This window comes from Pseudomonas sp. GW823-FHT01D03, from assembly GCF_058798255.1.
On sequence record NZ_JBXAKK010000001.1, the window covers coordinates 1,963,572 to 1,987,222 of the forward strand.

27 protein-coding genes are annotated in these 23,651 nt (G+C 60.3%); 13 read left to right on the plus strand and 14 right to left on the minus strand.

The genetic code is table 11. The features are described from left to right. Positions 1-89 precede the first annotated feature (89 nt). The 3 genes from alc to puuE all read right to left on the minus strand — a co-directional run bounded on the left by alc (position 90) and on the right by puuE (position 2,612). Positions 90-1,085, minus strand: coding sequence for an allantoicase (alc, locus tag AC1RBR_RS08780; protein ID WP_095139993.1), 996 nt, complete (start codon positions 1,083-1,085; stop codon positions 90-92). An 88-nt stretch (positions 1,086-1,173) separates the two neighbouring features. Continuing rightward, positions 1,174-1,689, minus strand: coding sequence for a 2-oxo-4-hydroxy-4-carboxy-5-ureidoimidazoline decarboxylase (uraD, locus tag AC1RBR_RS08785; protein ID WP_095114340.1), 516 nt, complete (start codon positions 1,687-1,689; stop codon positions 1,174-1,176). Then, positions 1,686-2,612: an allantoinase PuuE gene (gene puuE / locus AC1RBR_RS08790; protein ID WP_039769896.1), complete on the minus strand. Its 927-nt coding sequence runs from the start codon at positions 2,610-2,612 to the stop codon at positions 1,686-1,688. Before puuE ends, uraD begins: the two co-directional genes overlap by 4 nt. Before the next feature lie 421 nt (positions 2,613-3,033). Here puuE and uraH point away from each other — a divergent pair, with 421 nt between their 5' ends. After that, positions 3,034-3,387, plus strand: a complete 354-nt coding sequence (gene uraH / locus AC1RBR_RS08795; protein WP_011333195.1) for a hydroxyisourate hydrolase — start codon at positions 3,034-3,036, stop codon at positions 3,385-3,387. A gap of 191 nt (positions 3,388-3,578) precedes the next feature. Here the strand turns inward: uraH and AC1RBR_RS08800 are convergent, their stop codons facing one another. From AC1RBR_RS08800 to AC1RBR_RS08810, 3 genes are all read right to left on the minus strand, one after another. Further along, entirely contained in the window at positions 3,579-4,205 is a 627-nt protein-coding gene (locus AC1RBR_RS08800) for a LysE family translocator (RefSeq protein ID WP_492563881.1), read from the minus strand. A gap of 90 nt (positions 4,206-4,295) precedes the next feature. Continuing rightward, positions 4,296-5,645 carry an NCS2 family permease gene (locus AC1RBR_RS08805; RefSeq protein ID WP_095139990.1) on the minus strand — a complete coding sequence of 450 codons (1,350 nt, stop codon included), beginning with the start codon at positions 5,643-5,645 and terminating at the stop codon, positions 4,296-4,298. Positions 5,646-5,962: 317 nt separating this feature from the next. After that, positions 5,963-6,409 carry a MarR family winged helix-turn-helix transcriptional regulator gene (locus AC1RBR_RS08810; protein WP_492563882.1) on the minus strand — a complete coding sequence of 149 codons (447 nt, stop codon included), beginning with the start codon at positions 6,407-6,409 and terminating at the stop codon, positions 5,963-5,965. 82 nt (positions 6,410-6,491) lie between these two features. Between AC1RBR_RS08810 and AC1RBR_RS08815 the strand changes: the two genes are divergently transcribed. Then, a complete protein-coding gene (locus AC1RBR_RS08815) occupies positions 6,492-7,658 on the plus strand; it encodes an aminotransferase-like domain-containing protein (protein WP_492563884.1) in 1,167 nt (388 codons plus the stop codon). Positions 7,659-7,818: 160 nt separating this feature from the next. Here the strand turns inward: AC1RBR_RS08815 and AC1RBR_RS08820 are convergent, their stop codons facing one another. The 5 genes from AC1RBR_RS08820 to AC1RBR_RS08840 all read right to left on the minus strand — a co-directional run bounded on the left by AC1RBR_RS08820 (position 7,819) and on the right by AC1RBR_RS08840 (position 10,595). After that, the gene (locus AC1RBR_RS08820) at positions 7,819-8,190 is read right to left on the minus strand and encodes a glutathione S-transferase N-terminal domain-containing protein (protein WP_007960660.1); all 372 of its coding nucleotides are present in this window, start codon (positions 8,188-8,190) and stop codon (positions 7,819-7,821) included. Between the two features lie 103 nt (positions 8,191-8,293). Then, positions 8,294-8,839: a GTP cyclohydrolase I FolE gene (folE, locus tag AC1RBR_RS08825; protein WP_003442011.1), complete on the minus strand. Its 546-nt coding sequence runs from the start codon at positions 8,837-8,839 to the stop codon at positions 8,294-8,296. Between the two features lie 77 nt (positions 8,840-8,916). Continuing rightward, a complete protein-coding gene (locus AC1RBR_RS08830; protein ID WP_095139986.1) occupies positions 8,917-9,474 on the minus strand; it encodes a Smr/MutS family protein in 558 nt (185 codons plus the stop codon). 74 nt (positions 9,475-9,548) lie between these two features. Next, the gene (locus AC1RBR_RS08835; protein WP_003223191.1) at positions 9,549-9,869 is read right to left on the minus strand and encodes a hypothetical protein; all 321 of its coding nucleotides are present in this window, start codon (positions 9,867-9,869) and stop codon (positions 9,549-9,551) included. 135 nt (positions 9,870-10,004) lie between these two features. Further along, positions 10,005-10,595: a cysteine hydrolase family protein gene (locus tag AC1RBR_RS08840; RefSeq protein WP_492563885.1), complete on the minus strand. Its 591-nt coding sequence runs from the start codon at positions 10,593-10,595 to the stop codon at positions 10,005-10,007. Between the two features lie 238 nt (positions 10,596-10,833). Between AC1RBR_RS08840 and prmB the strand changes: the two genes are divergently transcribed. Then, positions 10,834-11,742, plus strand: a complete 909-nt coding sequence (prmB, locus tag AC1RBR_RS08845; protein WP_492563887.1) for a 50S ribosomal protein L3 N(5)-glutamine methyltransferase — start codon at positions 10,834-10,836, stop codon at positions 11,740-11,742. Positions 11,743-11,902: 160 nt separating this feature from the next. Here the strand turns inward: prmB and AC1RBR_RS08850 are convergent, their stop codons facing one another. Continuing rightward, on the minus strand, positions 11,903-12,694 hold the full coding sequence (locus tag AC1RBR_RS08850) for a hypothetical protein (RefSeq protein ID WP_095139985.1): 792 nt from the start codon (positions 12,692-12,694) through the stop codon (positions 11,903-11,905). Positions 12,695-12,793: 99 nt separating this feature from the next. Beyond that, on the minus strand, positions 12,794-13,747 hold the full coding sequence (locus AC1RBR_RS08855; RefSeq protein ID WP_443536050.1) for an alpha/beta hydrolase: 954 nt from the start codon (positions 13,745-13,747) through the stop codon (positions 12,794-12,796). A 130-nt stretch (positions 13,748-13,877) separates the two neighbouring features. Between AC1RBR_RS08855 and aroC the strand changes: the two genes are divergently transcribed. The 5 genes from aroC (at position 13,878) to mtnC (ending at position 18,095) form a co-directional block, all read left to right on the plus strand. Then, positions 13,878-14,969 carry a chorismate synthase gene (gene aroC / locus AC1RBR_RS08860; protein WP_492563889.1) on the plus strand — a complete coding sequence of 364 codons (1,092 nt, stop codon included), beginning with the start codon at positions 13,878-13,880 and terminating at the stop codon, positions 14,967-14,969. A gap of 31 nt (positions 14,970-15,000) precedes the next feature. Beyond that, entirely contained in the window at positions 15,001-16,146 is a 1,146-nt protein-coding gene (locus AC1RBR_RS08865; RefSeq protein WP_115987763.1) for an MFS transporter, read from the plus strand. Next, on the plus strand, positions 16,143-16,769 hold the full coding sequence (locus tag AC1RBR_RS08870) for a methylthioribulose 1-phosphate dehydratase (RefSeq protein ID WP_085710648.1): 627 nt from the start codon (positions 16,143-16,145) through the stop codon (positions 16,767-16,769). Before AC1RBR_RS08865 ends, AC1RBR_RS08870 begins: the two co-directional genes overlap by 4 nt. 92 nt (positions 16,770-16,861) lie before the next feature. Then, positions 16,862-17,407 (plus strand): 1,2-dihydroxy-3-keto-5-methylthiopentene dioxygenase, encoded by a 546-nt coding sequence (locus tag AC1RBR_RS08875; RefSeq protein ID WP_047599013.1) that lies wholly within the window; start codon positions 16,862-16,864, stop codon positions 17,405-17,407. A 4-nt stretch (positions 17,408-17,411) separates the two neighbouring features. Beyond that, on the plus strand, positions 17,412-18,095 hold the full coding sequence (gene mtnC, locus AC1RBR_RS08880; RefSeq protein ID WP_492563891.1) for an acireductone synthase: 684 nt from the start codon (positions 17,412-17,414) through the stop codon (positions 18,093-18,095). Positions 18,096-18,298: 203 nt separating this feature from the next. On the opposite strand, the gene AC1RBR_RS08885 is transcribed toward mtnC, so the two are convergent. Further along, positions 18,299-18,577: a DUF3509 domain-containing protein gene (locus AC1RBR_RS08885; RefSeq protein ID WP_027613327.1), complete on the minus strand. Its 279-nt coding sequence runs from the start codon at positions 18,575-18,577 to the stop codon at positions 18,299-18,301. A gap of 378 nt (positions 18,578-18,955) precedes the next feature. On the opposite strand from AC1RBR_RS08885, the gene AC1RBR_RS08890 reads away from it, so the two are divergent. The 5 genes from AC1RBR_RS08890 (at position 18,956) to speE (ending at position 23,539) form a co-directional block, all read left to right on the plus strand. Further along, the gene (locus AC1RBR_RS08890) at positions 18,956-20,794 is read left to right on the plus strand and encodes a long-chain-acyl-CoA synthetase (RefSeq protein ID WP_492563893.1); all 1,839 of its coding nucleotides are present in this window, start codon (positions 18,956-18,958) and stop codon (positions 20,792-20,794) included. Between the two features lie 97 nt (positions 20,795-20,891). Beyond that, positions 20,892-21,410 carry an ankyrin repeat domain-containing protein gene (locus AC1RBR_RS08895; RefSeq protein ID WP_492563895.1) on the plus strand — a complete coding sequence of 173 codons (519 nt, stop codon included), beginning with the start codon at positions 20,892-20,894 and terminating at the stop codon, positions 21,408-21,410. A 203-nt stretch (positions 21,411-21,613) separates the two neighbouring features. Beyond that, the gene (locus AC1RBR_RS08900) at positions 21,614-22,144 is read left to right on the plus strand and encodes a hypothetical protein (protein WP_492563896.1); all 531 of its coding nucleotides are present in this window, start codon (positions 21,614-21,616) and stop codon (positions 22,142-22,144) included. Between the two features lie 71 nt (positions 22,145-22,215). Further along, positions 22,216-22,407 (plus strand): PLDc N-terminal domain-containing protein, encoded by a 192-nt coding sequence (locus AC1RBR_RS08905; RefSeq protein WP_007914053.1) that lies wholly within the window; start codon positions 22,216-22,218, stop codon positions 22,405-22,407. Positions 22,408-22,663: 256 nt separating this feature from the next. Next, on the plus strand, positions 22,664-23,539 hold the full coding sequence (speE, locus tag AC1RBR_RS08910; protein ID WP_003223223.1) for a polyamine aminopropyltransferase: 876 nt from the start codon (positions 22,664-22,666) through the stop codon (positions 23,537-23,539). Positions 23,540-23,651: the final 112 nt, after the last annotated feature.

Sequence of the window (23,651 nt, forward strand, 5' to 3'; positions counted from 1 at the left end):
TGTTCTGACGCCTTCGCGAGCAAGCCCGCTCCCACATTTGGAATGCAATCCCCTGTGGGAGCGAGCCTGCTCGCGAATGGTTTCACTGCTTATTTAGTGACCTTGCCGAGAACGCGCAGGCGACTCACACCACCGTCCGGGAACACGTTCAGACGGATGTGGGTGATCGGGCCCAGCGCCTTGATCTGCTCGACGAAGGTGTGTTCGGCGTGCATTTCCAGCTTCTGGCTCGGCAGCAGTTCACGCCAGAACAGCGACTGGGTTTCGATCTGGCTGTCGGTGCCGCCCTTGACGAACGCGCCCTGGATCGAGCAGGTGTCCGGGTAGTTGCCCTTGAAGTGCAGGGTGTCGACGATGATTTTTTCGATCTCGCCCGGGTGGCCCAGCGCGACGATCACCCAGTCATTGCCCGGGGTACGACGACGTGCGGTTTCCCAGCCGTCGCCCATGTTGATGCCACGGCCCGGGTTGAGAATGTTGCTCATGCGGCCGAAGTGTTCGTCGGAGCAGGCGAGGGCGCGGCCACCGTTGAGGGCAGCAGCCAGGTCAACCTGTTCGTTGTCGCCCACAGCGGACCAGTCGCGGAACGGAATGCCGTACACGCGCAGACGGGCCACGCCGCCGTCCGGGTAGATGTTGAAGCGCAGGTGGCTGAACGCTTGGTCGTTGCTGATTTCGTGGTAGTGGTGGCTGTTGCCTTGCAGCTCGACGGCCGACAGCACTTCAGTCCACTGGGTGTTTTCGTCCGGCTCGCCCGAGGCCAGGAAGCACGCTTCCAGCGAGGCCGATGGCGGGTAGTTGCCGGTGAAGAATGAAGTGTCGATGTCCACGCCCTTGATCGAACCCGGTACGCCCAGGCGGATTACCGCGCTGTCGTAGCCTTCGAAGCGCTTGCGACGCGATTCCCAGCCGTCCATCCACTTGCCGTTGTCGTCGAACACCCCCTCCTTCCACACGGCCGGGGTCGGCTGAAACAGACGATTGGCGTCTGCGAACCAGTCATCGGTGACCGAGATGATTTTGGTGCCCAGACGGGCATCGGCCAGGTTGACGAACTTCTCGAAAGGTACGGCGTAAGCTTTCATTCTTCTTGTCTGCCTTTAAATAAGTGGCTGGGGATGCTTGCAAGGCCCTGGGTGCTCTCCGCGTTTGACGCACTCGGGCCAGGCTTCGCTAGAGAGTCAGTAAACGGAACAGGGCGATCTTGTTGATCTCCGCCAGCGCGCATTTGAATTCGGTGTCGACCGAGTTGTGAATGCGCGTTTCGAACGCCGCGAGGATCTGATGCCGGTTGCTGCCTTTTACCGCCATGATGAAGGGAAACTTGAACTTGGCCTTGTAGGCGTCGTTCAGCTCGGTGAAGCGCTGGAACTCTTCGGCCGTGCATTGGTGAATACCGGCGCCAGCCTGTTCATTGGTGCTGGCTTCGGTCAATTGGCCCTGGACGGCAGCTTTGCCGGCCAGGTCCGGGTGAGCGTTGATCAGTGCCAGTTGACTGGCGTGATCGGCGCTCAACAGGATGTCGCTCATGCGCTGGTGCAGGGTTTCGATCTCGTCGATCGACGCGTCCGCGCCCAGGTCGTAGGCCTTTTCGGCCACCCATGGCGAATGTTCGTAGATGTCGGCGAAGGCTTTGACGAAAGCGTCGCGGCTCAGGGTCGACGGTTGCAGGGTTTGAAAGCGGCTCATTTGGCGGCCCCTTGGTACGGGTGGGTTTCGTGCCAGTGACGCGCGATGTCGACGCGACGGCTGAACCACACCTGTTCATGACTTTTGGCGTATTCGATGAAGCGCTTGAGCGACGCCAGACGCGCCGGGCGGCCGATCAGCCGGCAGTGCAGACCGATCGAAAGCATCTTCGGCGCTTCGGCGCCCTCGGCGTAGAGCACGTCGAAAGCGTCTTTGAGGTATTCGAAGAAATCGTCGCCCTTGTTGAAACCCTGCACCTGGGTGAAGCGCATGTCGTTGGTGTCGAGGGTGTACGGGATCACCAGATGCGGCTTGCCGGTCGGGTTGTTCGGTTCCCAGTAGGGCAGGTCGTCGTCGTAGGTGTCGCAGTCGTAGAGGAAACCGCCTTCTTCCATCACCAGGCGCCGGGTGTTCGGGCCAGTGCGGCCGGTGTACCAGCCCAGTGGGCGTTCGCCGGTGAGTTCGGTGAGGATGCGGATCGCTTCGAGCATGTGCTCACGCTCCTGCGCCTCATCCATGTACTGGTAGTCGATCCAGCGGTAGCCGTGGCTGCAGATCTCGTGACCGGCTTCGACCATCGCGCGGATCACATCCGGGTGGCGCTGGGCGGCCATGGCCACGGCGAAGATGGTCAGCGGAATGTCGAATTCCTTGAACAGTTTCAGGATCCGCCAGACGCCGGCGCGGCTGCCATACTCGTAAAGCGATTCCATGCTCATGTTGCGCGCGCCTTGCAGCGGCTGAGCAGCGACCATCTCGGAGAGGAAGGCTTCGGATTCTTTGTCGCCGTGCAGGATGTTGCGCTCGCCGCCTTCTTCGTAATTGAGCACGAAGGACAGGGCGATGCGCGCGTTGCCCGGCCAGTGTGGGTGAGGAGGGTTACTGCCGTAACCGATCAGGTCGCGTGGGTAGTCAGCGCTCACTGCAGTCTTCCTTCTTATTCGTTGACAGGTTTGTGTAACGGCCTGCACAGGCTGGCGTCACAGCGATGGGCTGATTGTATACAACTTTATTCGCAATTTGTAAGCCTGAATTTTCGCATTTTTCACCGACTGTCATCTTTTGCTGGTAATGGCGTAAACCTGCAAGAAACCTGCCTGATCAGTCAGCTAATGGCTGCGAGGTTCAATAGTCAGGCGCTTTTGGGGCAGATCGGCAGTAAACGCCCGAATGGCGGGGGTGAGGTGAAAAATGTCGTTTTTATTGTGTACAATTTTTTTGAAAAATGTCTTAATCAGTCGCTCGCCGCAGCTTTTCGTGCTCCGAATCGGTGCGGTCTCCTTTTTACCTGACTTCGGGAGGCGCGAAGTCTGACTGCTCTTTGCGGCCAGGCGCGCAGAATCAATGGGACGTTTGACAACACACGTTTTGGACGCTGCACACGGTTGCCCGGGCAGCTCGATCAAGGTCGAGCTGTACCGCGTTGAAGGTTCGCACCTGGAATTGGTCGCCAGTGCGCTTACCAACAGCGATGGCCGGGTCGATGCGCCGCTGCTGCAAGGCGATGACTACCGTACCGGTGTCTATCAGGTTCAGTTCCACGCCGGCGATTACTACCGCGCCCGTGGCGTGCAACTGCCGGAACCGGCGTTCCTCGACGTGGTGGTGCTGCGTTTCGGCATCTCCGCCGAACAGGATCACTACCACGTGCCACTGCTGATCTCGCCTTACAGCTATTCCACCTACCGGGGCAGCTGACCCCAAGCAGCTGCCCCTACCGGGAAGCGACTGCGCATATAGCTTCTTTGGTCTTTCGCCCGCTCACACTGCGGGCTTTTTTTCGCCTGGAGGAAAGTGTCGCTTGGTCTGACGCCTTCGCGAGCAAGCCCGCTCCCACATGGGAATGCATTCCAAATGTGGGAGCGGGCTTGCTCGCGAAGCTTTTGCTGTCAGCGGCTTAGCAGCGACGCAGCACCGGCACCACTGAACAATCCGGCACTCACCCGGTTGAACCAGCTCTGCCCCTTGCCGCTACGCAGATAGCGCGCCGCGCCATGCGCACCCAGCCCGTAAGCCAGCTTGCAGCACAGGTCGAGCACCACCCAGGTCGCGATCATGATCAGTAACTGCGGGAGGAACGGCTGCTCCGCGCTGAGGAACTGCGGCAGAAACGCGGCGAAAAACAGAATGTCCTTCGGATTGCTCGCGCCCAATACAAAAGCCCGGCCGAACAGGGTGCGAAAACGCGGCAGCGGTGCGGCTTGCGGCACTTCGGCGCCGACCGCTGGCTGACGCGATTGCTGCCAGCTCTGCCAGGCGAGGTAGAACAGGTACAGCGCGCCGACGATTTTCAGGGCGCTGAACAGTTGTTCCGAGGCCAGTAGCAGGGCGCCCAGCCCCAGCGCCGATGCGCTGAGCAGGCAGATCGAAGCGATCACGCCGCCGAGAAACGCCGGGTAAGAGCGGCGCAAGCCGTAGTTCAGACTGTTGCTGATCATCAGCAATGACAGTGGCCCTGGAATCAGGATCACCACCAATGCCGCGCCGCTGAACAGCAGCCAGGTTTCCAGACTCATCACTTTGCTCCTTTTTTTGTTGTACTCAAGAATGTGCAAAAGCCCCACCCGCGAGGGTGAGGCTGGTTTGACGCTTGAACCGCGTGACGCTTACAAGAAGATGAACTTGGCGATGAAAATCGCGCAGAGCACCCACAGGCTGACGGAAATTTCCTTGTACTTGCCGGTACCGGCCTTCAACGCCACGTAGGTGATGAAGCCCAATGCAATGCCGTCGGCGACCGAGAAGGTCAGCGGCATCATGATCGCGGTGACGATCGCCGGGATGGCGTCAGTGGCTTCATCCCATTCGATATGGGCCATGCCGCCCATCATCAGCATCGCGACATAAATCAGCGCACCGGCGGTGGCGTAAGCCGGAATCATCCCGGCCAGCGGTGCGAAAAACATCGCCGCTATAAATAGCACACCCACGGTGACTGCGGTAAGACCAGTCCGACCACCAGCCGCTACACCTGCGGCACTTTCCACATAGCTGGTGACGGGCGGAACGCCGACCACCGCGCCGAAGACGCTGGAGGCGCTGTCGGCTTTCATGGCGCGGGAAAGGTTTTCGATACGCCCGTCCGCGTTGACCAGATTGGCGCGCTGGGCCACACCCATCAGGGTGCCGGCGGTGTCGAACATGTGCACGAAGAGGAAGGCCAGCACCACGCTGATCATGCTGACGTTGAACACGCCCGCGACGTTCATTGCCATGAAGGTCGGTGCCAGGCTCGGCGGGGTCGACATGATCCCTTCGTAGTGCACGATGCCCAGGCCCCAACCGGCGAGGGTCACGGTGATGATGCTGATGAGGATCGCACCGAAGACTTTGTGGTAGCTGAGGATCGCGATCATCAGGAAGCAGATCGCCGCCAGCAGCGGGCCGGGCTCGCGCAGGGAGCCGAGTTTGATCAGAGTGGCCGGGCTGTCGACGACAATGCCGGCGGTTTTCAGGCCGATCAGCCCCAGGAACAGGCCGACGCCAGCGCCCATCGCATAGCGCAGGCTGACCGGGATGCTGTTGAGCAGCCATTCGCGAATCCGCGAGAAGGTCAGGATCATGAACAGCACACCGGAAACGAACACCGCACCGAGCGCGGTTTCCCAGTTGTAGCCCATGGTGCCGACCACGGTGTAAGTGAAGAAGGCGTTGAGGCCCATGCCCGGCGCCAGACCCACCGGCCAGTTGGCGTACAGGCCCATCAGCAGGCAGCCGAGTGCGGCGGCGATGCAGGTGGCGACGAAGGCTGCACCGTGATCGATCCCGGCATCGGCCATGATGTTCGGGTTGACGAAGATGATGTAAGCCATGGTGATGAAGGTTGTCAGACCGGCAATCAACTCGGTCTTCACCGTGGTGCCATGCAAGCTGAGTTTGAAGATGCGCTCCAGCACGCCTGTGCGTAAGGGCGGCGAGAGTTCCAGCGGCGATGCTTCGGATTTGCGGCTTTCCACAGCGAGTACTCCTCAAGAGTTTTATTGTTATTTCCAGGGCCGGACCCATGAGGGGTGGCAGCAGCCCTTTGAGGCATACGCGAATTTGTTGACCATGCGGTCAGGAACTCGCACGCAGTGGATTATGCTTTTGTGTACAAATAAAGCAAATATTGTTTTTGATTTTGTTTACGAAAGGTCAGGCCATAGGGATATATCGCCTGTTCTGGCCTCTTCGGGAGCAAGCCCCCTCCCACAGGGTTCTGCGGTTACCCATTATTCGGGTCCACTGGAGATCCACTGTGGGAGGGGGCTTGCTCCCGAAGAGGCCAGTCCAGTCAATCAAGATGTGACTGGGCGCTCCCAAGCGCCATATTCACCGCCAACCACCCATTCACCGCCGCCTCCCCAGCTTCAGCAAACACCCGCTCGAGCAATTTCACCTGCTCACGCCGTAACGCCTGCTCAAACTTCGCACCTTCAGCAGTCAGCTCCAGCAGGCGCTTACGCTTGTCAGTCTCGGAGGCCACGCTCTGCACCAGATGCATTTCCTGCAGCTGGCGCAACGGCATGTTCAGCGCCTGCTTGCTCACGCCGAGCAAGCCCAGCAATTCCTTCACGCTCAAATTCGGATAACGCGCGATGAAAAACACAATCCGCTGATGCACCCGGGACAGGCCGCGCCGCTCGAGCATTTCATCCGCTTTGGCGGTGAACGCCTGATAGCCGAAGAAAAACGCTTCCATCGCCTGTTGCTGGCTGGCGGGATTTTTAAGGTCAAGCATGTTGACGTACTCGCTCAAGCTGTCGTAGTTTCAGTCAACCAGTTTGACTTATTTTTCCCAGGCCTCGCTACCGGTGACTCCCATGGCTTTTTCCGAACGTGTTTCGCGCCTTAAAAGTTCTCTGATCCGTGAAATCCTCGCCGCCGCCCAGCGCCCGGAGGTGATGTCGTTTGCCGGTGGCCTGCCGGCCGAAGCCATGCTGCCGAAAGTCGAATGGGCGGACATGCCGCTGTCCATCGGCCAATACGGCATGAGCGAGGGCGAGCCGGCGCTGCGTGAAGCGTTGGCGGCGCAGGCGCGAGCGTTGGGTCTGGAGTGCACGGCGAGTCAGGTGCTGGTGGTCAGCGGTTCCCAACAGACTCTGGATCTGGCAGCCAAGTTGTACATCGACAAAGGCACCGAAATCCTGCTGGAGGCGCCAACCTACCTGGCCGCGCTGCAGATCTTCCAGCTGTTCGGCGCCGATTGCCTGACCGTGCCGCAAGAGGCTGACGGCCCGAATCTGGCGCAACTGCGCAGTCGTCTTGAGCAGCATCGCCCGGCATTCATCTACCTGATCCCGACGTTCCAGAATCCATCCGCCGTGCGCTACAGCGAAGCCAAGCGCGCGGCCGTCGCCGCATTGCTGGATGAATTCGGCGTGACCCTGATCGAAGACGAGCCGTACCGCGAACTGACGTTCGACGGCGGCAGCGCCAAACCGATTGCCGGGCGCCTGCAGAAAGCCAGCTGGATCTACACCGGCACCGTGTCGAAAACCTTGCTGCCGGGTTTGCGCGTCGGTTACCTGATCGCCAGCCCGGATCTGTTTCCGCATTTGCTCAAGCTCAAGCAATCGGCGGATCTGCACACCAACCGCATCGGCCAGTGGCAGGCGCTGCAATGGATCGGCAGTGAAAAATATCAGCAGCACCTGAGCGAACTGCGCGGTTTCTACCGGCAGCGCCGCGATGCTTTCCAGTCGGCGCTGGAAACGCACTTTGCCGATCTGGCGGACTGGAACATGCCGCAGGGCGGGCTGTTTTTCTGGCTGACGCTCAAGCAACCGCTGGATACGCGCACTTTGCTCAACGAGGCGCTGGCCAATGACGTGGCATTCATGCCGGGCGAGCCGTTCTTTCCCGAGCCGGATAAAAACCTCGGGCACCTGCGTTTGAATTTCAGCCACATCGACCCGGCGCGGCTGGATGAAGGGTTGAAGCGGTTGGCGGCGGTGGTGAGGCAGGCGCAGATAAATAAAGCGGCGTGAAAAACAAATAAACCGGCTCGAGGGCCGGTTTATTTTTGTCTGGGGTTTATGGTGCCCTCAAGTGCCTCATCGCGAGCAGGCTCACTCCTACAGGAGAACGCATTCCAATTGTAGGAGTGAGCCTGCTCGCGATAGGGCCTTCAAATGCACCCAAAAAGACTCAGACCGCCGCGAAACGCTTATCCAGATAATCAATAATTACCTTGGACTCATACATCCAGGTCGTCTGCCCATTCTCTTCAATGCGCAGGCACGGCACCTTGATCTTGCCGCCCTGATCCAGCAGGGTCTGGCGATCCTGTTCATTGTTCTTCGCGTCCTTCAGTGCGACCGGCACATTCAGGCGACGCAGAGTGCGGCGGGTTTTCACGCAGAACGGGCAGGCGTGGAACTGATACAGGGTCAGACCTTTGGCGGCGGCGTTGACTTGCGCCTGTACCTCGGCGGGGCGCTGTTTCTTGCCCGGGCGGGTGATGAAGTCGATGAAGATGATCAGTTGGCCAAGGCCGACACGAAGCGCTTTTACGAACACGTTGAAAGCCTCACGGTGCAAAGAGAGAAGGGCGCGCAGCTTACCCGATTTTTCACGGGCGAAAAAAAACCGGCGATCAACGCCGGTTTTTTTCTGCAGCCGATTACTTGATCAGGCTGAGGAACTCGCTGCGAGTCGCCGCGTTTTCGCGGAACTCACCGAGCATCACCGAAGTGATCATCGACGAATTCTGTTTCTCGACACCGCGCATCATCATGCACATGTGCTTGGCCTCGATCACCACGGCCACGCCCAGCGCGCCGGTGACTTGCATCACTGCATCGGCGATCTGGCGGCTGAGGTTTTCCTGGATCTGCAGGCGGCGGGCGTACATGTCGACGATCCGCGCGACCTTCGACAGGCCCAGCACCTTGCCGCTCGGGATGTACGCAACGTGCGCCTTGCCGATGAACGGCAGCAGGTGGTGTTCGCACAACGAGTACAGCTCGATGTCCTTGACCAGCACCATTTCGCTGTTGTCGGAGCTGAACAGGGCACCGTTGGTGACCTCTTCGAGCGTCTGTTCATAACCGCGGCAGAGGTACTGCATGGCTTTGGCGGCACGCTTTGGCGTGTCGAGCAGGCCCTCGCGGGACACGTCCTCGCCCAATTGGCCGAGAATCGCGGTGTAATTCTGTTCCAGGGACATGAAACTACCTGTGGGGATTTTCGCAAAGGGCAAGGGTACGGTGGCGGACACAACCCTGCAAGTTCGGTGTAACGCGATTATTCGTCGCGGCCTTCCATCATGGTGCGTTTGAGCATCACGTACACCGCGCCGGCACCGCCATGCCTGGCCTGGCACGAGCAGAAACCGAGCACTTGCGGATGCTGGCGCAGCCAGGTGTTGACGTGGCTTTTGATCATCGGCCGCTTACCGTCCAGGCGCACGGCCTTGCCGTGGGTGACGCGCACGCAGCGGATTTCGAATTTGGTTGCTTCAGCGAGAAAGGCCCAGAGGGTCTCACGGGCTTTTTCTACGTTCATGCCGTGCAGGTCGAGGCTGCCTTCGAACGGGATCTGGCCGATCTTGAGCTTGCGCATCTGGCTTTCCTGCACCCCGTCGCGGGCCCACATCAACTCGTCTTCGGGGCCGACGTCGATCACGAACTGATCGGACAGGCCATCCACGGTGGTGGTGTCGGTGCGCACAGTGGCGGACTGGCGCAGCTTGGCGATTTGCGCGCGGTCAGCCTTCGGTTTGCCGGTGTCGGCGCGGTCGTGCTTGATCGGCTTGACGCCTTGGATCGCACTTTTGAACAGGGAAAAATCGTCGTCTTGCATGTCAGCCTCCGCGAAGGGCGGCCAGTTTACCCAAGTCGAAACAAAACGGCCCGGCAAAAAGCCGGGCCGTGGAGTCAGTCGTGTTTTTTCATCAGGTGCGGGGACATGTTCAGTTCCCGCGATTGCCGGGCGCGCCGCCGGCATCGACGCCACAGGGCCACACCGAAATACAGGAACAACAAGCCGACCGCGAGAATGATCGCCGAACCCGTCGGCGTGGCATTCAAGTCGCCGAGCGCCGGTGGGCGCCCCAGCAGGCTGGCGGCACCGGCCATCGCCAGCAGCACACCGAACGTCGCCAGAATGGCGGCGATCGCTGCGCCGAATCGAAAACGCCAGTTGCTTTGGCCTTTGGGCCGCAAGCGGCGTGCGTCAAATCCATCGGATAACTTCATTCCGACCTTCCTCAATGGGTATCGGCCCTTCGACCGGGAGTTGACCGGGTTGTTCCTGAGGCTAAGGCAATTGAAGCAAATGCGAGGCTTTTGCGGATGAGCGGCGCGGTGAGCCGCTCATCAGTGCAGATCAGATCAGATCAGATCTTGCGTCAGGGCGAGGGTGGCGAAGTTGTCGGCCATGATCGCCATTTCCGCTTCCTGCACCACGGCGGCACTGAGCACGCGGCCCTTGAACGGCAGGTCACGGGTGGCGCAGGCGTCTTCGACCAGCGTGCAACGGAAGCCCAGGTTCTTCGCCGCGCGCACGGTGGTGCTGACGCTGGAGTGGCTCATGAAGCCGCAGACGATCAGATCCAGCGAGCCAAGATTCTGCAAACGGTCGAGCAGTTCGGTGCCGTGGAACGCGCTCGGCAGCAGTTTGCCGATGATGGTTTCATCACCCTGTGGCTCAAGGCCGGGGATGAACTCGCCGCGTTCGCCCTGCGGGTCGAACAGGCCACCGACGGTGCCGAGATGACGCACGTGCACGATCGGCCGACCGGCTGCACGGGCCGCGGCGACCAGTTGTTTGATGTTCGCGACGGCCGCGTCCAAGCCGCTCAGGGCCAGCGGGCCACTGAGGTACTCTTTCTGGGCATCGATGATGACCACGGTGGCATGGCTCAGTGTGGCCGCTGCGTAACCGCGGCCGCTGAGTTGAAACATCGTTTTTGGAACGGACATTCGGGGCTCCTTGGGGTGGGGCTTTTGCGGCATTGTCCTCTGGCTGAGCGGTTCTGTGAACCGCTACCATCGTAGGCAGCGTCGTTATTGGCCTGCAGCCTTGTCAAGTTACACGTTCTGTTCAATAGCTGATGCAAAAAACAGAAAAGTCCTACTGTCGGCGGCGAATGTTTCCCGCGTCGTCGTGACGCGTTTTGGCTGGTAGAATCGCCAGTCGTTTTTTCTGGAGTTCTGCCCCGTGATCACTTCCCGACTTCGTACCCTGCGCGACCACATCCGTTGGGCCGTCAGCCGCTTCCATGGGGAGGATCTGTTTTTCGGCCATGGCACCGACAACGCCTGGGATGACGCCCGGCAGTTGGTGCTCGGTGCCTTGCACCTGCCGTGGGAGATCGCCGACAGCTACCTCGACTGTGCGCTGGAAGACGACGAACTGGTCAACCTGCAACGCCTGCTCAAGCGCCGCATCGAAGAGCGCATCCCGACGGCGTACCTGCTGGGCGAGGCGTGGTTCTGCGGCATGTCGTTCATCGTCGACGAGCGTGTGCTGATCCCGCGTTCGCCGATTGGCGAGCTGATCGAAAACCGCTTCGCACCGTGGATCGGCGACGAGCCTGCACGCATCCTCGATCTGTGCACCGGCTCGGGCTGCATCGGGATCGCCTGCGCCTACGAGTTCCAGAACGCTGAAGTGGTGCTGGCGGATCTGTCGTTCGAAGCGCTGGAAGTGGCCAACCAGAACATCGAGCGCCATGGCGTCGATGAGCGCGTGTACACCGTGCAGGGCGATGGTTTCGATGGCTTGCCGGGGCAGCGTTTCGACCTGATCGTGTCGAACCCGCCGTATGTTGACGCAGAAGATTTCGCCGACATGCCGGACGAATACCAGCACGAACCGGAGCTGGGCCTGGCCTGCGGTGATGACGGTCTGAACCTGGTACGGCGGATGCTCGCCGAAGCGGCGGATCACCTGACCGAGAAGGGGCTGCTGATCGTTGAGGTGGGCAATAGCCAGGTGCACGTCGAAGCGCTGTACCCGGAAGTCGATTTTGCCTGGCTCGATTTCGAGCGCGGCGGACATGGCGTGTTCATGTTGACCGCAGAACAGTGCCGCAATCATCAGGCCCTGTTCGCTTCCCGCGTCTGACCTGACTGACTTCTGTGGCGAGGGAGCTTGCTCCCGCTGGTCTGCGAAGCAGACTCAAAACATGCAATGACGGTGCACCAGACATACCGCATGTGCATGATTTACGACTGCTTCGCAGCCGAGCGGGAGCAAGCTCCCTCGCCACAGGGCAGCGCTGATTTCAGCGGTGCGTGGCAATCCAGATCAACAACCCCGCCTGAAACACCGCAAACGCCACCAGGCAGGTAATGGTGAAACGCAAACCGGCGTCTTCACGTTTGAACTTGCTGACTTTGTCTTCCTGCTTTTTCAGCTTCACTTCCTGCTCGGCGAGGTTCTGCTCGGCCTGTTGCAGCATCTGCGCCGCTTCAAGAATCTCGACGATCTGCAGCTTCTCGCTGTTCCAGTCGCCCAGCAGGTCACCGACTTGCACCTCTTTGACGCTGCCCTTCAAATGCTGGGCGTCGGCGTAGACCACGTCAAAACCATGCACGCGCAAGAAGTGATCGCGACGCAGGCGGGTGTCTTCGTTCAGCGCGTCCTTGTTGTTCAGGTCCATGCCGTCGACGGTGTAGGTCGGCCAGCGTTTTTTCGCCCAGTTGATACCTTGCGCAGCCATGAAACGGCCGATCCCACGGTTCAGCGGTTCGATTTGCAAGCCACTGTCGGGGCCGAAATGCACACGTTTGCTGGTGTGATCGACCCACACATCGAGGTGGTTCTGTTCTTTGCGCACACGCTGGCTTGGCAGTTTGATCGCCATGCGCATCAGGCTGTGTTCTTTGCTGTTGCGCTCGGCATAGCCGAATTCGACAAAGCGCAATGGCCGGCCACCGGTGTTACGGTCAGTCTGCAACGGGGCCAGACGGAGCATCTTGTGGTGCTCGACGCTGACGTCCGCCCAAGGCAGCTCGACCGCTGGCGGTGCGTCTTTTTCAGCGGTGGTGTCGGGTGAAGTCTGGGTATCAGTCATAACGGCGAGATCCTGTCCAAGCTCTGCTTGTCGCCAGCCGGTACGCTGGCGACAAAGGCTTATCGGCCGTTTCTGCCAAGACTAGAGGGCAAACTACGGTTAACGGGTGCGAAGTCCGTCAATAAACTCAATGATCTTCGCGCCGAGTTCCGCAGCCAGCGGCAAATTCGGATCCTTGTACGAAGCCAGTTGCCGCTTCATATCGTTGTGGACGATGCGCATGACGTGGTTCATGCCGTCGATCACTGCCAGTTCGGCATCGGGTTTGGCGGCTTTCAGCGCCTGCGCATCGCCAACGCCAACCTGCATGTCGTTGCTGCCCTGAACGATCAGCGCCGGCATCTTCAATTGCGCGAAGGCTTTCGCCGGATCCTGACGGAACAGCGAAATCAGATACGGCTGCACGCTCGGACGGAAAATCACCTGCAGCGGTTGCGGCACATTGTCGTCAGTGTGGCCGGCCTTGAGGCTGTCGAGCAGTTGATTACTGCGCAGCATCAGCGGCGGCGGCAGGCTGCGGGCCAGTTGCTCGCGGATCACCTGATCGACCGGGCGGGCGCTGCCGGACAGGGAAATCACCGCAGCCGCATCGACTTTCGGCGCGGCGAGGCTGGCAATCAGCGCGCCTTCACTGTGGCCCAGCAGGATCAATTTGCCGAAACGTGGATCGGCCTTGAGCTTCTGCCCCCACGCCACCGCGTCTGCCGCATAGGCCTCCACCGACAAATTGCGCTCATCGGGCGTCGCAGCGAGGCTTGCCGCAACACCGCGTTTGTCGTAACGCACGCTGGCGATGTTGTGTTTGGCCAGTACCCACGCCAGGCGCTTGAGGCTGTCGTTGCGCCCGCCGTCGGGGTTGTTTCCGTCACGATCCGTAGGACCGGAGCCAGAAATAATCAGGACAACCGGCACCGGGTTGTCAGATTTCGGCAGCAGCAGCGAGCCGAAAAGCTCACCGGTGCCGGTATCCAAAGTGACCGGGCGTTGTAGGACCGTCGCTTGGGCAAAGCCCGTAATCAGGGTAAGACTCAAGATCAAAACTCGCAGCATCATCACGCCATCATTCGCCAAGGTGCCGGTTGGACTCGCCAGCACCACTAAGGTTCGAGGATGAACTACTCGGTTAGCCTGCGTATACTGGCGCGCATCACGAATTCGGGTTTGATTTCACGGAGCGTCCTGCATGTCCGGCAATACCTACGGCAAGTTGTTCACTGTCACCACCGCTGGCGAAAGCCATGGTCCGGCGTTGGTCGCCATTGTCGACGGCTGCCCGCCGGGCCTGGAGATCTCCCTCGACGACCTGCAGCGCGACCTCGATCGGCGCAAGCCAGGCACCAGCCGTCACACCACTCAGCGCCAGGAGGCCGACGAAGTCGAAATCCTCTCCGGCGTGTTCGAAGGGCGCACCACCGGTTGCTCGATCGGCCTGCTGATCCGCAACACCGACCAGAAGTCCAAGGACTACTCGGCGATCAAGGATCTGTTTCGCCCGGCGCACGCCGACTACACCTACCACCACAAATACGGCGAGCGCGATTACCGTGGCGGCGGCCGCAGCTCGGCCCGCGAAACCGCAATGCGCGTGGCGGCGGGTGCGATTGCCAAAAAGTATCTGGCCAGCCAAGGCATCGTCATTCGCGGCTACATGAGCCAGCTCGGTCCGATCGAAATCCCGTTCAAGACCTGGGATTCGGTGGAAGAGAACGCTTTCTTCAGCCCGGATCCGGACAAGGTGCCGGAGCTGGAAGCCTACATGGATCAATTGCGCCGCGACCAGGACTCGGTCGGAGCCAAGATCACCGTAGTCGCCGAAGGCGTGATGCCGGGCCTCGGCGAGCCGATTTTCGACCGCCTCGACGCTGAACTGGCGCACGCGCTGATGAGCATCAACGCGGTCAAGGGCGTGGAAATCGGTGCCGGTTTCGCCTGCGTCGCCCAGCGCGGCACCGAGCATCGCGATGAACTGACCCCGGAAGGTTTCCTCAGCAACAACGCCGGCGGCATTCTCGGCGGGATCTCGTCCGGGCAGCCGATCGTCGCGCATCTGGCGTTGAAACCGACGTCGAGCATCACCACCCCGGGCCGTTCGATCGACATCCACGGCAACCCGGTGGACGTGATCACCAAGGGCCGTCACGACCCGTGCGTCGGCATCCGCGCCACGCCGATTGCCGAGGCGATGATGGCCATTGTGCTGATGGATCACCTGCTGCGTCACCGTGGGCAGAACGCCGACGTGCGCGTCAGCACCCCGGTGCTGGGTCAGCTTTGATGGTTGATCGCCAAGCCGTCGCGGTCTGACCGTGGCGGCGCTCCCGTACTGGCGGCTGTCCAGTTTCTATCTGTTCTATTTCGCCTTGCTCGGTTCGACAGCGCCGTTTCTGGCGCTGTACTTCGATCATCTCGGCTTCAGCCCTGCGCGCATCGGCGAACTGGTGGCGATCCCGATGCTGATGCGCTGCGTGGCGCCGAACATCTGGGGCTGGCTCGGCGACTACACCGGCAAACGCCTGGCCATCGTGCGCTTCGGTGCGGTGTGCACGTTGCTGACGTTCTCACTGATTTTCGTCAGCAAGACCTACGCCTGGCTGGCGATGGTCATGGCGTTGCACGCGTTCTTCTGGCACGCGGTGCTGCCGCAATTCGAAGTCATCACCCTCGCGCATCTGCAGGGGCAAACCTCGCGCTACAGCCAGATTCGCCTGTGGGGCTCGATCGGTTTCATCATCACCGTGGTCGCGCTGGGCCGACTGTTCGAATGGCTCAGCCTCGATATCTACCCGGCAGCGCTGGTGCTGATCATGGCCGGCATCGTCCTCAGCAGCCTGTGGGTGCCGAATGCGCAGCCGCCGCAGGGCAATCGGCCGAGCGGGGAAGGCTTTCTCACGCAACTGCGCAGCCCGGGTGTGTTGGCGTTTTACGGCTGTGTTGCGCTGATGCAGATGAGCCACGGCCCGTATTACACGTTTCTGACTTTGCACCTTGAGCGACTCGGTTACAGCCGTGGCACGATCGGCATGCTCTGGGCCGTGGGTGTGGTCGCCGAAGTGCTGATGTTCATGGCCATGAGCCGGATTCTCGCGCGGTTTTCCTTGCGTCGGGTGCTGATGGCGAGTTTTCTGCTGGCGGCGCTGCGCTGGTTGCTGCTAGGTTCGTTCGCCGAATTCCTCTGGGTGCTGTTGTTCGCGCAGGTGCTGCACGCGGCGACTTTCGGCAGCTTTCATGCGGCTGCCATCGCCTTCGTGCAACGTAGTTTCGGTGCGCGTCAGCAAGGTCAGGGCCAGGCGCTGTACGCCGCGCTGGCCGGTACTGGCGGCGCGCTGGGCGCGTTGTATTCCGGTTACAGCTGGAATGCCCTCGGCGCCACATTGACCTTTAGTATTGCCAGTCTCGCGGCGCTCGCTGCTGCCGTTATCATTGCCACACGTATGCAAGAGGACAGGCCATGAGCCTTACGCGTGAACAACTCGCCCAGCAAATCGTCGACGCCGGGCGTTTTCTTTATGGTCGCGGCTGGTCGCCGGCCACCAGCAGTAATTACTCGACGCGCCTGTCGCCGAGCGAAGCGCTGTTGACCGTGTCCGGCAAGCACAAAGGCCAGTTGGGCCTGGACGACGTGCTCGCCACCGACCTGTCCGGCAACAGTCTTGAGCCCGGCAAAAAACCTTCCGCCGAAACCCTGTTGCACACCCAGCTCTACAGCTGGCGCCCGGAGATCGGCGCGGTGTTGCACACCCACTCGGTGAACGCCACGGTGTTGTCGCGCCTGACGCCGGAAGACTTCATCGAGTTCGAAGACTACGAACTGCAAAAAGCCTTCAGCGGCATCTCGACCCACGAATCGCGGGTGCGCGTGCCGATCTTCGACAACGATCAGGACATTGCACGCCTCGCCGCCAAGGTGCAGCCTTGGCTCGACGCCCATCCCGATTGCGTCGGTTATCTGATTCGCGGCCACGGCCTCTACACCTGGGGCGCGCAGATGAGCGATGCGCTGCGGCAGATCGAGGCCTTTGAATTTCTGTTTGAATGCGAGTTGAAAACCCGCAGCGTCATGAACCGCCAAGGCTGACTTCACCAGAAGCCGCCCATTTGCCTGATGAAATGCACTGCCCGACCGGTCTGCAAGCACCGGACGGCACGGCCGATACCGAGGAATTGCCCATGAGCAGCCTGTCTGTCTATCACGTATCCAGCCCCGAGATTCCGAACAAGGTGCTGACCCATTTCGAAGACATCGCCTCGACGCTCGCCGAGCAGGGCGTGCGCTTCGACCGCTGGCAAGCCGCGGCGAAGATCCAGCCCGGTGCCAGCCAGGAAGAAGTGATCAGCGCCTATCAGGAGCAGATCGACAAACTGATGACCGAGCGCGGCTACATCACCGTCGATGTGATCAGCCTCAACAGCGATCACCCGCAAAAAGCCGAACTGCGCGCCAAGTTCCTCGAAGAACACCGCCATGGCGAAGACGAAGTGCGCTTTTTCGTCGCCGGTCGTGGCCTGTTCACCCTGCACATCGATGATTATGTCTACGCCGTGCTCTGCGAAAAGAACGATCTGATTTCGGTGCCGGCCGGTACCAAACACTGGTTCGACATGGGCGAGAACCCGCACTTCGTGGCGATTCGCCTGTTCAACAACCCGGAAGGCTGGGTCGCCAACTTCACCGGCGAAGACATCGCCGGGCGCTTCCCGCGTCTGGAGGACTGAGCCGATGTCGATCAAAGTCATCCTCACTGACATCGAAGGCACCACCAGCGCGGTGAGTTTCGTGTTCGACGTGCTGTTCCCTTACGCCGCCAAACATTTGCCGGACTTCGTGCGGCAGAACGTCGAGCGCGCCGATGTCGCGGAACAAATCGCCGCCGTGCGCCGCGACAGCAATGAGCCGCAGGCCGACGTTGAACGGGTGGTTGAAATCCTCCTGAGCTGGATCGCCGAAGACCGCAAGGCCACGCCGCTCAAGGCACTGCAAGGCATGGTCTGGGAGCAGGGCTATCAGGCCGGGCAGTTGAAAGGCCACGTCTACCCGGATGCCGTTGACGCGCTCAAGCGCTGGCATCAGGCCGGTTATCAACTGTTTGTCTATTCGTCGGGCTCGATCCAGGCGCAGAAACTGATCTTCGGCTGCTCCGAGGCGGGGGATCTGACACCGCTGTTCAGTGGGTATTTCGATACCACGTCTGGGCCAAAGCGCGAGGCGCAGTCTTACACTAATATTCAACAAGCGATTGGCGTCGAGCCGCAGGACATTCTGTTCCTGTCGGACATCGTTGAGGAACTGGATGCCGCTCAATCGGCAGGCCTGCAGACCTGCGGTCTGGCTCGCGAGGGCGGGGAGCTAGGAAGCCATATCACCGTCGACAGCTTCACCGGCATCGAACCCGAAGCCTTTTAAACACCCTCAATCCAATGTGGGAGCGGGCTTGCTCGCGAAAGCGGTGTGTCAGTCAAAAATATTTGGCTGACACACCGCTTTCGCGAGCAAGCCCGCTCCCACACGGAGTTTTGCATCAGCCAAAAAAAACAGGCCGGACAGTGAAAGCTGCCCGGCCTGTTTTTGTTTAAAGCTGTTTAAAGCTGTTTAAAGCTTCGAATCAATTACAGCGAGTGATACGTCGGCAGAGCAAAGCGCTGCTGGCTTTGCAGCATCGCAATCTGCGGCAGCTCACTGGCTTCTTCCGCCAGGTCACGACGAATCGCGCTGATCGCCCACGACAGTTGGTCGGCGTTGTGCATTTGCTGATACGTCAGGGCGCGTTTGAACACTTTGCCTTCACTGCTGCGCAAGGTCAGCAGAATCCCGCCATCGGGACGTGGCGCAGTGGTGACGTTGAAGTTGGAGAACAGCGAGGTAAATTTTTCTTGGATCAGGCTCATGTCTTTCAGCTCCGTATGCACTTGAATGGCAAGCATGCAGAGGAGGTTGCAGCGATTGTGCCAGCACGCGAAAAAATAAAAATGCTTATAAATCAATAAGTTAAAAATCGTGAAATTTGCAGGCGTCGTGCAAACTGCATGAATGGCCATCGTGCATCCTGCATTTTGCGGGATTCTCATGAGTTGAACGGAACCAAACGGCAAAGGCGCAATCACTGCCGCCAGGCGTGACAGGGCGGATACAAAACATTGCAAAAACCGCGTGTACAGGCCGCGAAGCGCTGACGTATTTTCGATCTCGACCTTGCCCACCACGCAGGTCATGCCCACAGCCCGAACAATAAAAAAACGGCCGACCAGGCCGACCGGGGAGCAGCCATGCGTCACGCGTCGAGCGACACGATTACCTGGGGCATGATGCTCCGCAAACTGCCGACCATCGCCAAAACCATTCCACGGGTGGTCAAGGGCATGAAAGTCGCCAATGTCACGGATCCGACCCAAACGTGTGGCCTCGGCTGGACCTTCGAGCAAGCAACCCTGCGCAACCCCGAGGGTCTGGCGATCTTGCAGGACAATGTCTTGCTGACCTATACGCAGGTCAACCAGTGGGCCAATCGCATCGCCCACTATTTGAGCGCGCAGGGGATCGGCAAGGGCGATGTGGTCGCGGTGTTTATCGAAAACCGTCCCGAGCTGCTGGTGACCATTCTGGCGCTGGCCAAACTCGGCGCGGTCAGTGCGCTGCTCAATACCTCGCAGACCCGCGACACGCTGATCCACAGCGTGAACCTGGTGGCGCCGGTGGCGATTGTGCTTGGCGAGGAACTGCAGCCAGCGTTTGCCGCAATCCGCGAGCAGGTGTCGATCGCCGCGTCGCGCACCTGGTTCATCGCTGACCGTGACACCTATAGCCACCCGGGTATTGCGCCCGAGGGCTACATCAACCTGATCAGCGCCAGTGCCGACGCCTGCGCTGAAAACCCGCCCAGCAGCGGCGAAGTGTTCTTCAACGATCCGTGCTTTTACATCTACACGTCGGGTACCACCGGCCTGCCCAAGGCCGGGGTGTTCAAGCACGGCCGCTGGATGCGCAGCTCGGCCAGCTTCGGCATGATCGCCCTGAACATGAGCCCCGACGACGTCGTCTATTGCACCTTGCCGCTGTACCACGCCACCGGCCTATGCGTGTGCTGGGGCTCGGCGATCAACGGCGCCTCCGGGTTCGCGATCCGTCGCAAGTTCAGCGCCAGCCAGTTCTGGAATGACGTGCGCCGTTATCGCGCGACCACCATCGGCTATGTCGGCGAGCTGTGCCGTTATCTGGTCGATCAACCGGCCAGCGCCGACGACAGCCGTCACCCGGTGCGCAAGATGATCGGCAACGGCTTGCGTCCCGGCGCCTGGGCCGAATTCAAGACCCGGTTTGCCGTCGAGCACATCTGTGAGCTGTACGCGGCAAGCGACGGCAACATCGGCTTCAGCAACATTCTCAACTTCGACAACACCATCGGTTTCTCGCTGATGGCCTGGGAGCTGGTGGCGTACGACCACGACAGCGGTGAGCCGCTGCGCAGTGCCGATGGCTTCATGCGCAAGGTCGGCAAGGGCGAGCAGGGCTTGCTCCTGGCGCGGATCGACGATAAAGCCCCACTGGATGGCTATACCGACCCGCAGAAAACCGCCAGGGTGGTACTGCACGACGTGTTCAGCAAGGGCGACCGCTTCTTCAACACCGGCGATCTGCTGCGCAATATCGGCTTCGGTCATGCGCAGTTCGTCGATCGCCTCGGCGATACCTATCGCTGGAAGGGCGAGAATGTCTCGACCACTGAAGTGGAAAACCTCTTGCTGCAACATCCGCTTATCTCCGAGGCAGTCGCCTACGGCGTGGAGGTGCGCAACACCAATGGCCGCGCCGGCATGGCCGCAATCACGCCCGCCGAGTCGCTGGCGACCCTGGATTTCGCTGAATTGCTCGCGTTCGTTCGACAGCGCCTGCCGGCCTATGCGGTGCCGCTGTTCTTGCGGGTGAAGGTGAAAATGGAAACCACCGGAACGTTCAAATACCAGAAGACCCGGCTGAAAAACGAAGGCTTTGACCCCGGTCAGACGGGCGATGACCCGATCTACGCATGGCTGCCCGGCACCCAGACTTACGTGCAGGTGACGGACGAAATTCTGGCCGATATTCATCAAGGCAAATACCGCTATTGAGATTGGCTATGGCATGACTTGAGAAAAAGGGGGTGACAGCCATCGTCGCGCTCGGGAAACTGTCGGCTTTGCGAATAACCGAAAGTGGAGTTGCCCTATGTCTGACCAGAGCCGCCAGATGACCCCTGAAGAAGCTGCCGAATTCACCGAGCAGGTTTTCAACAAGGCGCGCGAGGGTGATGCGCTGATGCTTGATCGGCTGATCAGCGCCGGTTTGCCGGTGAACCTGAAAAACAGCAAGGGCGACACGCTGCTGATGCTCGCCAGCTACTATGGCCACGTCGACGCCGTGCAGGTGCTGCTCAAGCACAAGGCCGACCCGGAAATGCGTAACGGCAACGGCCAGAGCCCGATTGCCGGCGCCGCGTTCAAGGGCGATCTGGCGGTGGTCAAGGCGCTGGTGGAAGCGGGCGCCGAGATCGAAGGTTCGTCCTTCGACGGCCGCACCGCGCTGATGATGGCGGCGATGTTCAACCGCGTTGAAATCGTTGATTACCTGATCAGCAAAGGCGCCAACCCGCAAGCCAAGGATGCCAACGGCATCACCGCGCTGGACGCGGCCCGCACCATGGGCGCAGTCGATACCACGGCGCAGCTGGAAAAACTGCTGGCCTGAGGACTGTCGAGATTCTGTGGCGAGGGAGCTTGCTCCCGCTCCAGTGCGCAGCGCTGGTAAAAATGGTGAATTCACTGTTTGGGGGCCGCTTCGCGCCCCAGCGGGAGCAAGCTCCCTCGCCACAGATGTTCTGTGTGCAGCCTGAGGTTGCAATGCGCTATCCTCCGCGCCCTCAAATTCAACCTTCCACAGGATCCGCCCTCATGAAAGCCGCACTCGTCGAACTCATCAGCAAAATCAGCTCCGGCTGCATGGGCGAGGACGAGATCCTGAACGTGGCGGACGAAGCGGCGCAGGCCTACGCCGATGCCGATGCCTTTCTGGCAGCCAACCCGGACATCAACTACGACGACACCTTCCCGATTCCGCTGGGCGAATGGGTCGTGGTCGGCAGCCTGCCGGAAACCGTGCTGTTCCAGGCTGATACTTACGTTGACCTGTTCGCGCAGATCGTCGCTTCGTTCGGCGCGGGCGTCGATTTCAACCTCAAGCCCAAGCAACTGGCCAAGACCGAAGCGCTGACTGCACTCAACCGCATCCAGGTGCAGATGAGCAGCCTGAACAAGGAAAACGGCGGTTACACGCTGATGAACTTCAGCCAGTTGCTCGACGATGAGCTGCAAGTGGTGCTGGTTTACGGCAACGACGTGCCGCGAGTGCTGGAGCTGTGCGCCGAAGTCGGCATCGCGGCCGCGCCGTCGCTGGAAGCGCTGAAAGTCGCCGTTCACGTCTGAACGCAATAAAAGGGAACCCTGCGCGCGACCGTCTATCCTAAAAGTGCATGCCACTATTCTGGAGCGACACTATGGGTTCCACGTTCAACGGTCTGATCGGCCTGATCATTCTTGCCCTCGACATCTGGGCCATCATCAATGTGCTGAAAAGCGGCGCGACCACGGGGATGAAAATCGTCTGGGTGCTGCTGATCATCCTCCTGCCGGTACTGGGCCTGATCATCTGGGCGATTGCCGGGCCGCGGGGCAATGTGCGGATCTGACACTTGCCCAAAAACACGCTGATCCCTCTGTGGGAGCGGGCTTGCTCGCGAAGGCGATTGTTCAGTCGAAACACAGGTTGAATGACACTCCTCTTTCGCGAGCAAGCCCGCTCCCACATTGGTCTTGCGTTACCTCCAGAGTGTGCTCTGTCGGAGGAAGGTTCGACCTGTCATCTTCGGCAACGTAGAATGCGCGCCTTTCCCGGGCAATCGTCCCCCACGATTGGCGCCCGCGCATTCATCGGAGCACTTGACCATGACCGTCACCAAAACCAGCGAGTACCTGGAAACCCTCTACGAAGGCTACGGCCAGCGTTTTCGCATGGAAAAACTGCTGCACGAAGTGCGCACCGAACACCAGCACCTGGTGATTTTCCAGAACCCGCGCATGGGCCGGGTGATGGCGCTGGACGGCGTGATCCAGACCACCGAAGCCGATGAATTCATTTACCACGAAATGCTTACTCACGTGCCGATCCTCGCTCACGGCACCGCCAAGCGCGTGCTGATCATCGGCGGTGGCGACGGCGGCATGCTGCGCGAAGTGACCAAGCACGCCGGCGTCGAGCACATCACCATGGTCGAGATCGACGGCACCGTGGTCGACATGTGCAAGGAATTCCTGCCGAACCACTCCAAGGGCGCCTACGACGATCCACGGCTGAACCTGGTGATCGACGACGGCATGCGTTTCGTCGCCACCACCACGGAAAAATTCGACGTGATCATCTCTGACTCCACCGACCCGATCGGCCCGGGCGAAGTGCTGTTCTCGGAGAACTTCTATCAGGCCTGCCACCGTTGCCTGAACGAAGGCGGGATCCTCGTGACTCAGAACGGCACGCCGTTCATGCAGATAGACGAAGTCAAAACCACCGCTGGTCGCCTGCGCAGCCTGTTCCCGGACTGGCACTTCTATCAGGCAGCGGTGCCGACCTACATCGGCGGTTCGATGACCTTCGCCTGGGGCTCGACCAACCCGGCCTACCGCAAGCTGAGCCGTGAAACCCTGCAACAGCGCTTCATCGGCAGCGGCATCGTCACCCGCTACTACAATCCGGAAATCCACATCGGCGCATTTGCGCTGCCGCAGTACGTGTTGCAGGCGATCAACAAGCCAAGCAACGACTAAAAGAACGCTGCAAAACCCCTGTGGGAGCGGGCTTGCTCGCGAAATCGATGTGGCATTCAACGAAAATGTTGCCTGACACACTGCTTTCGCGAGCAAGCCCGCTCCCACTTTT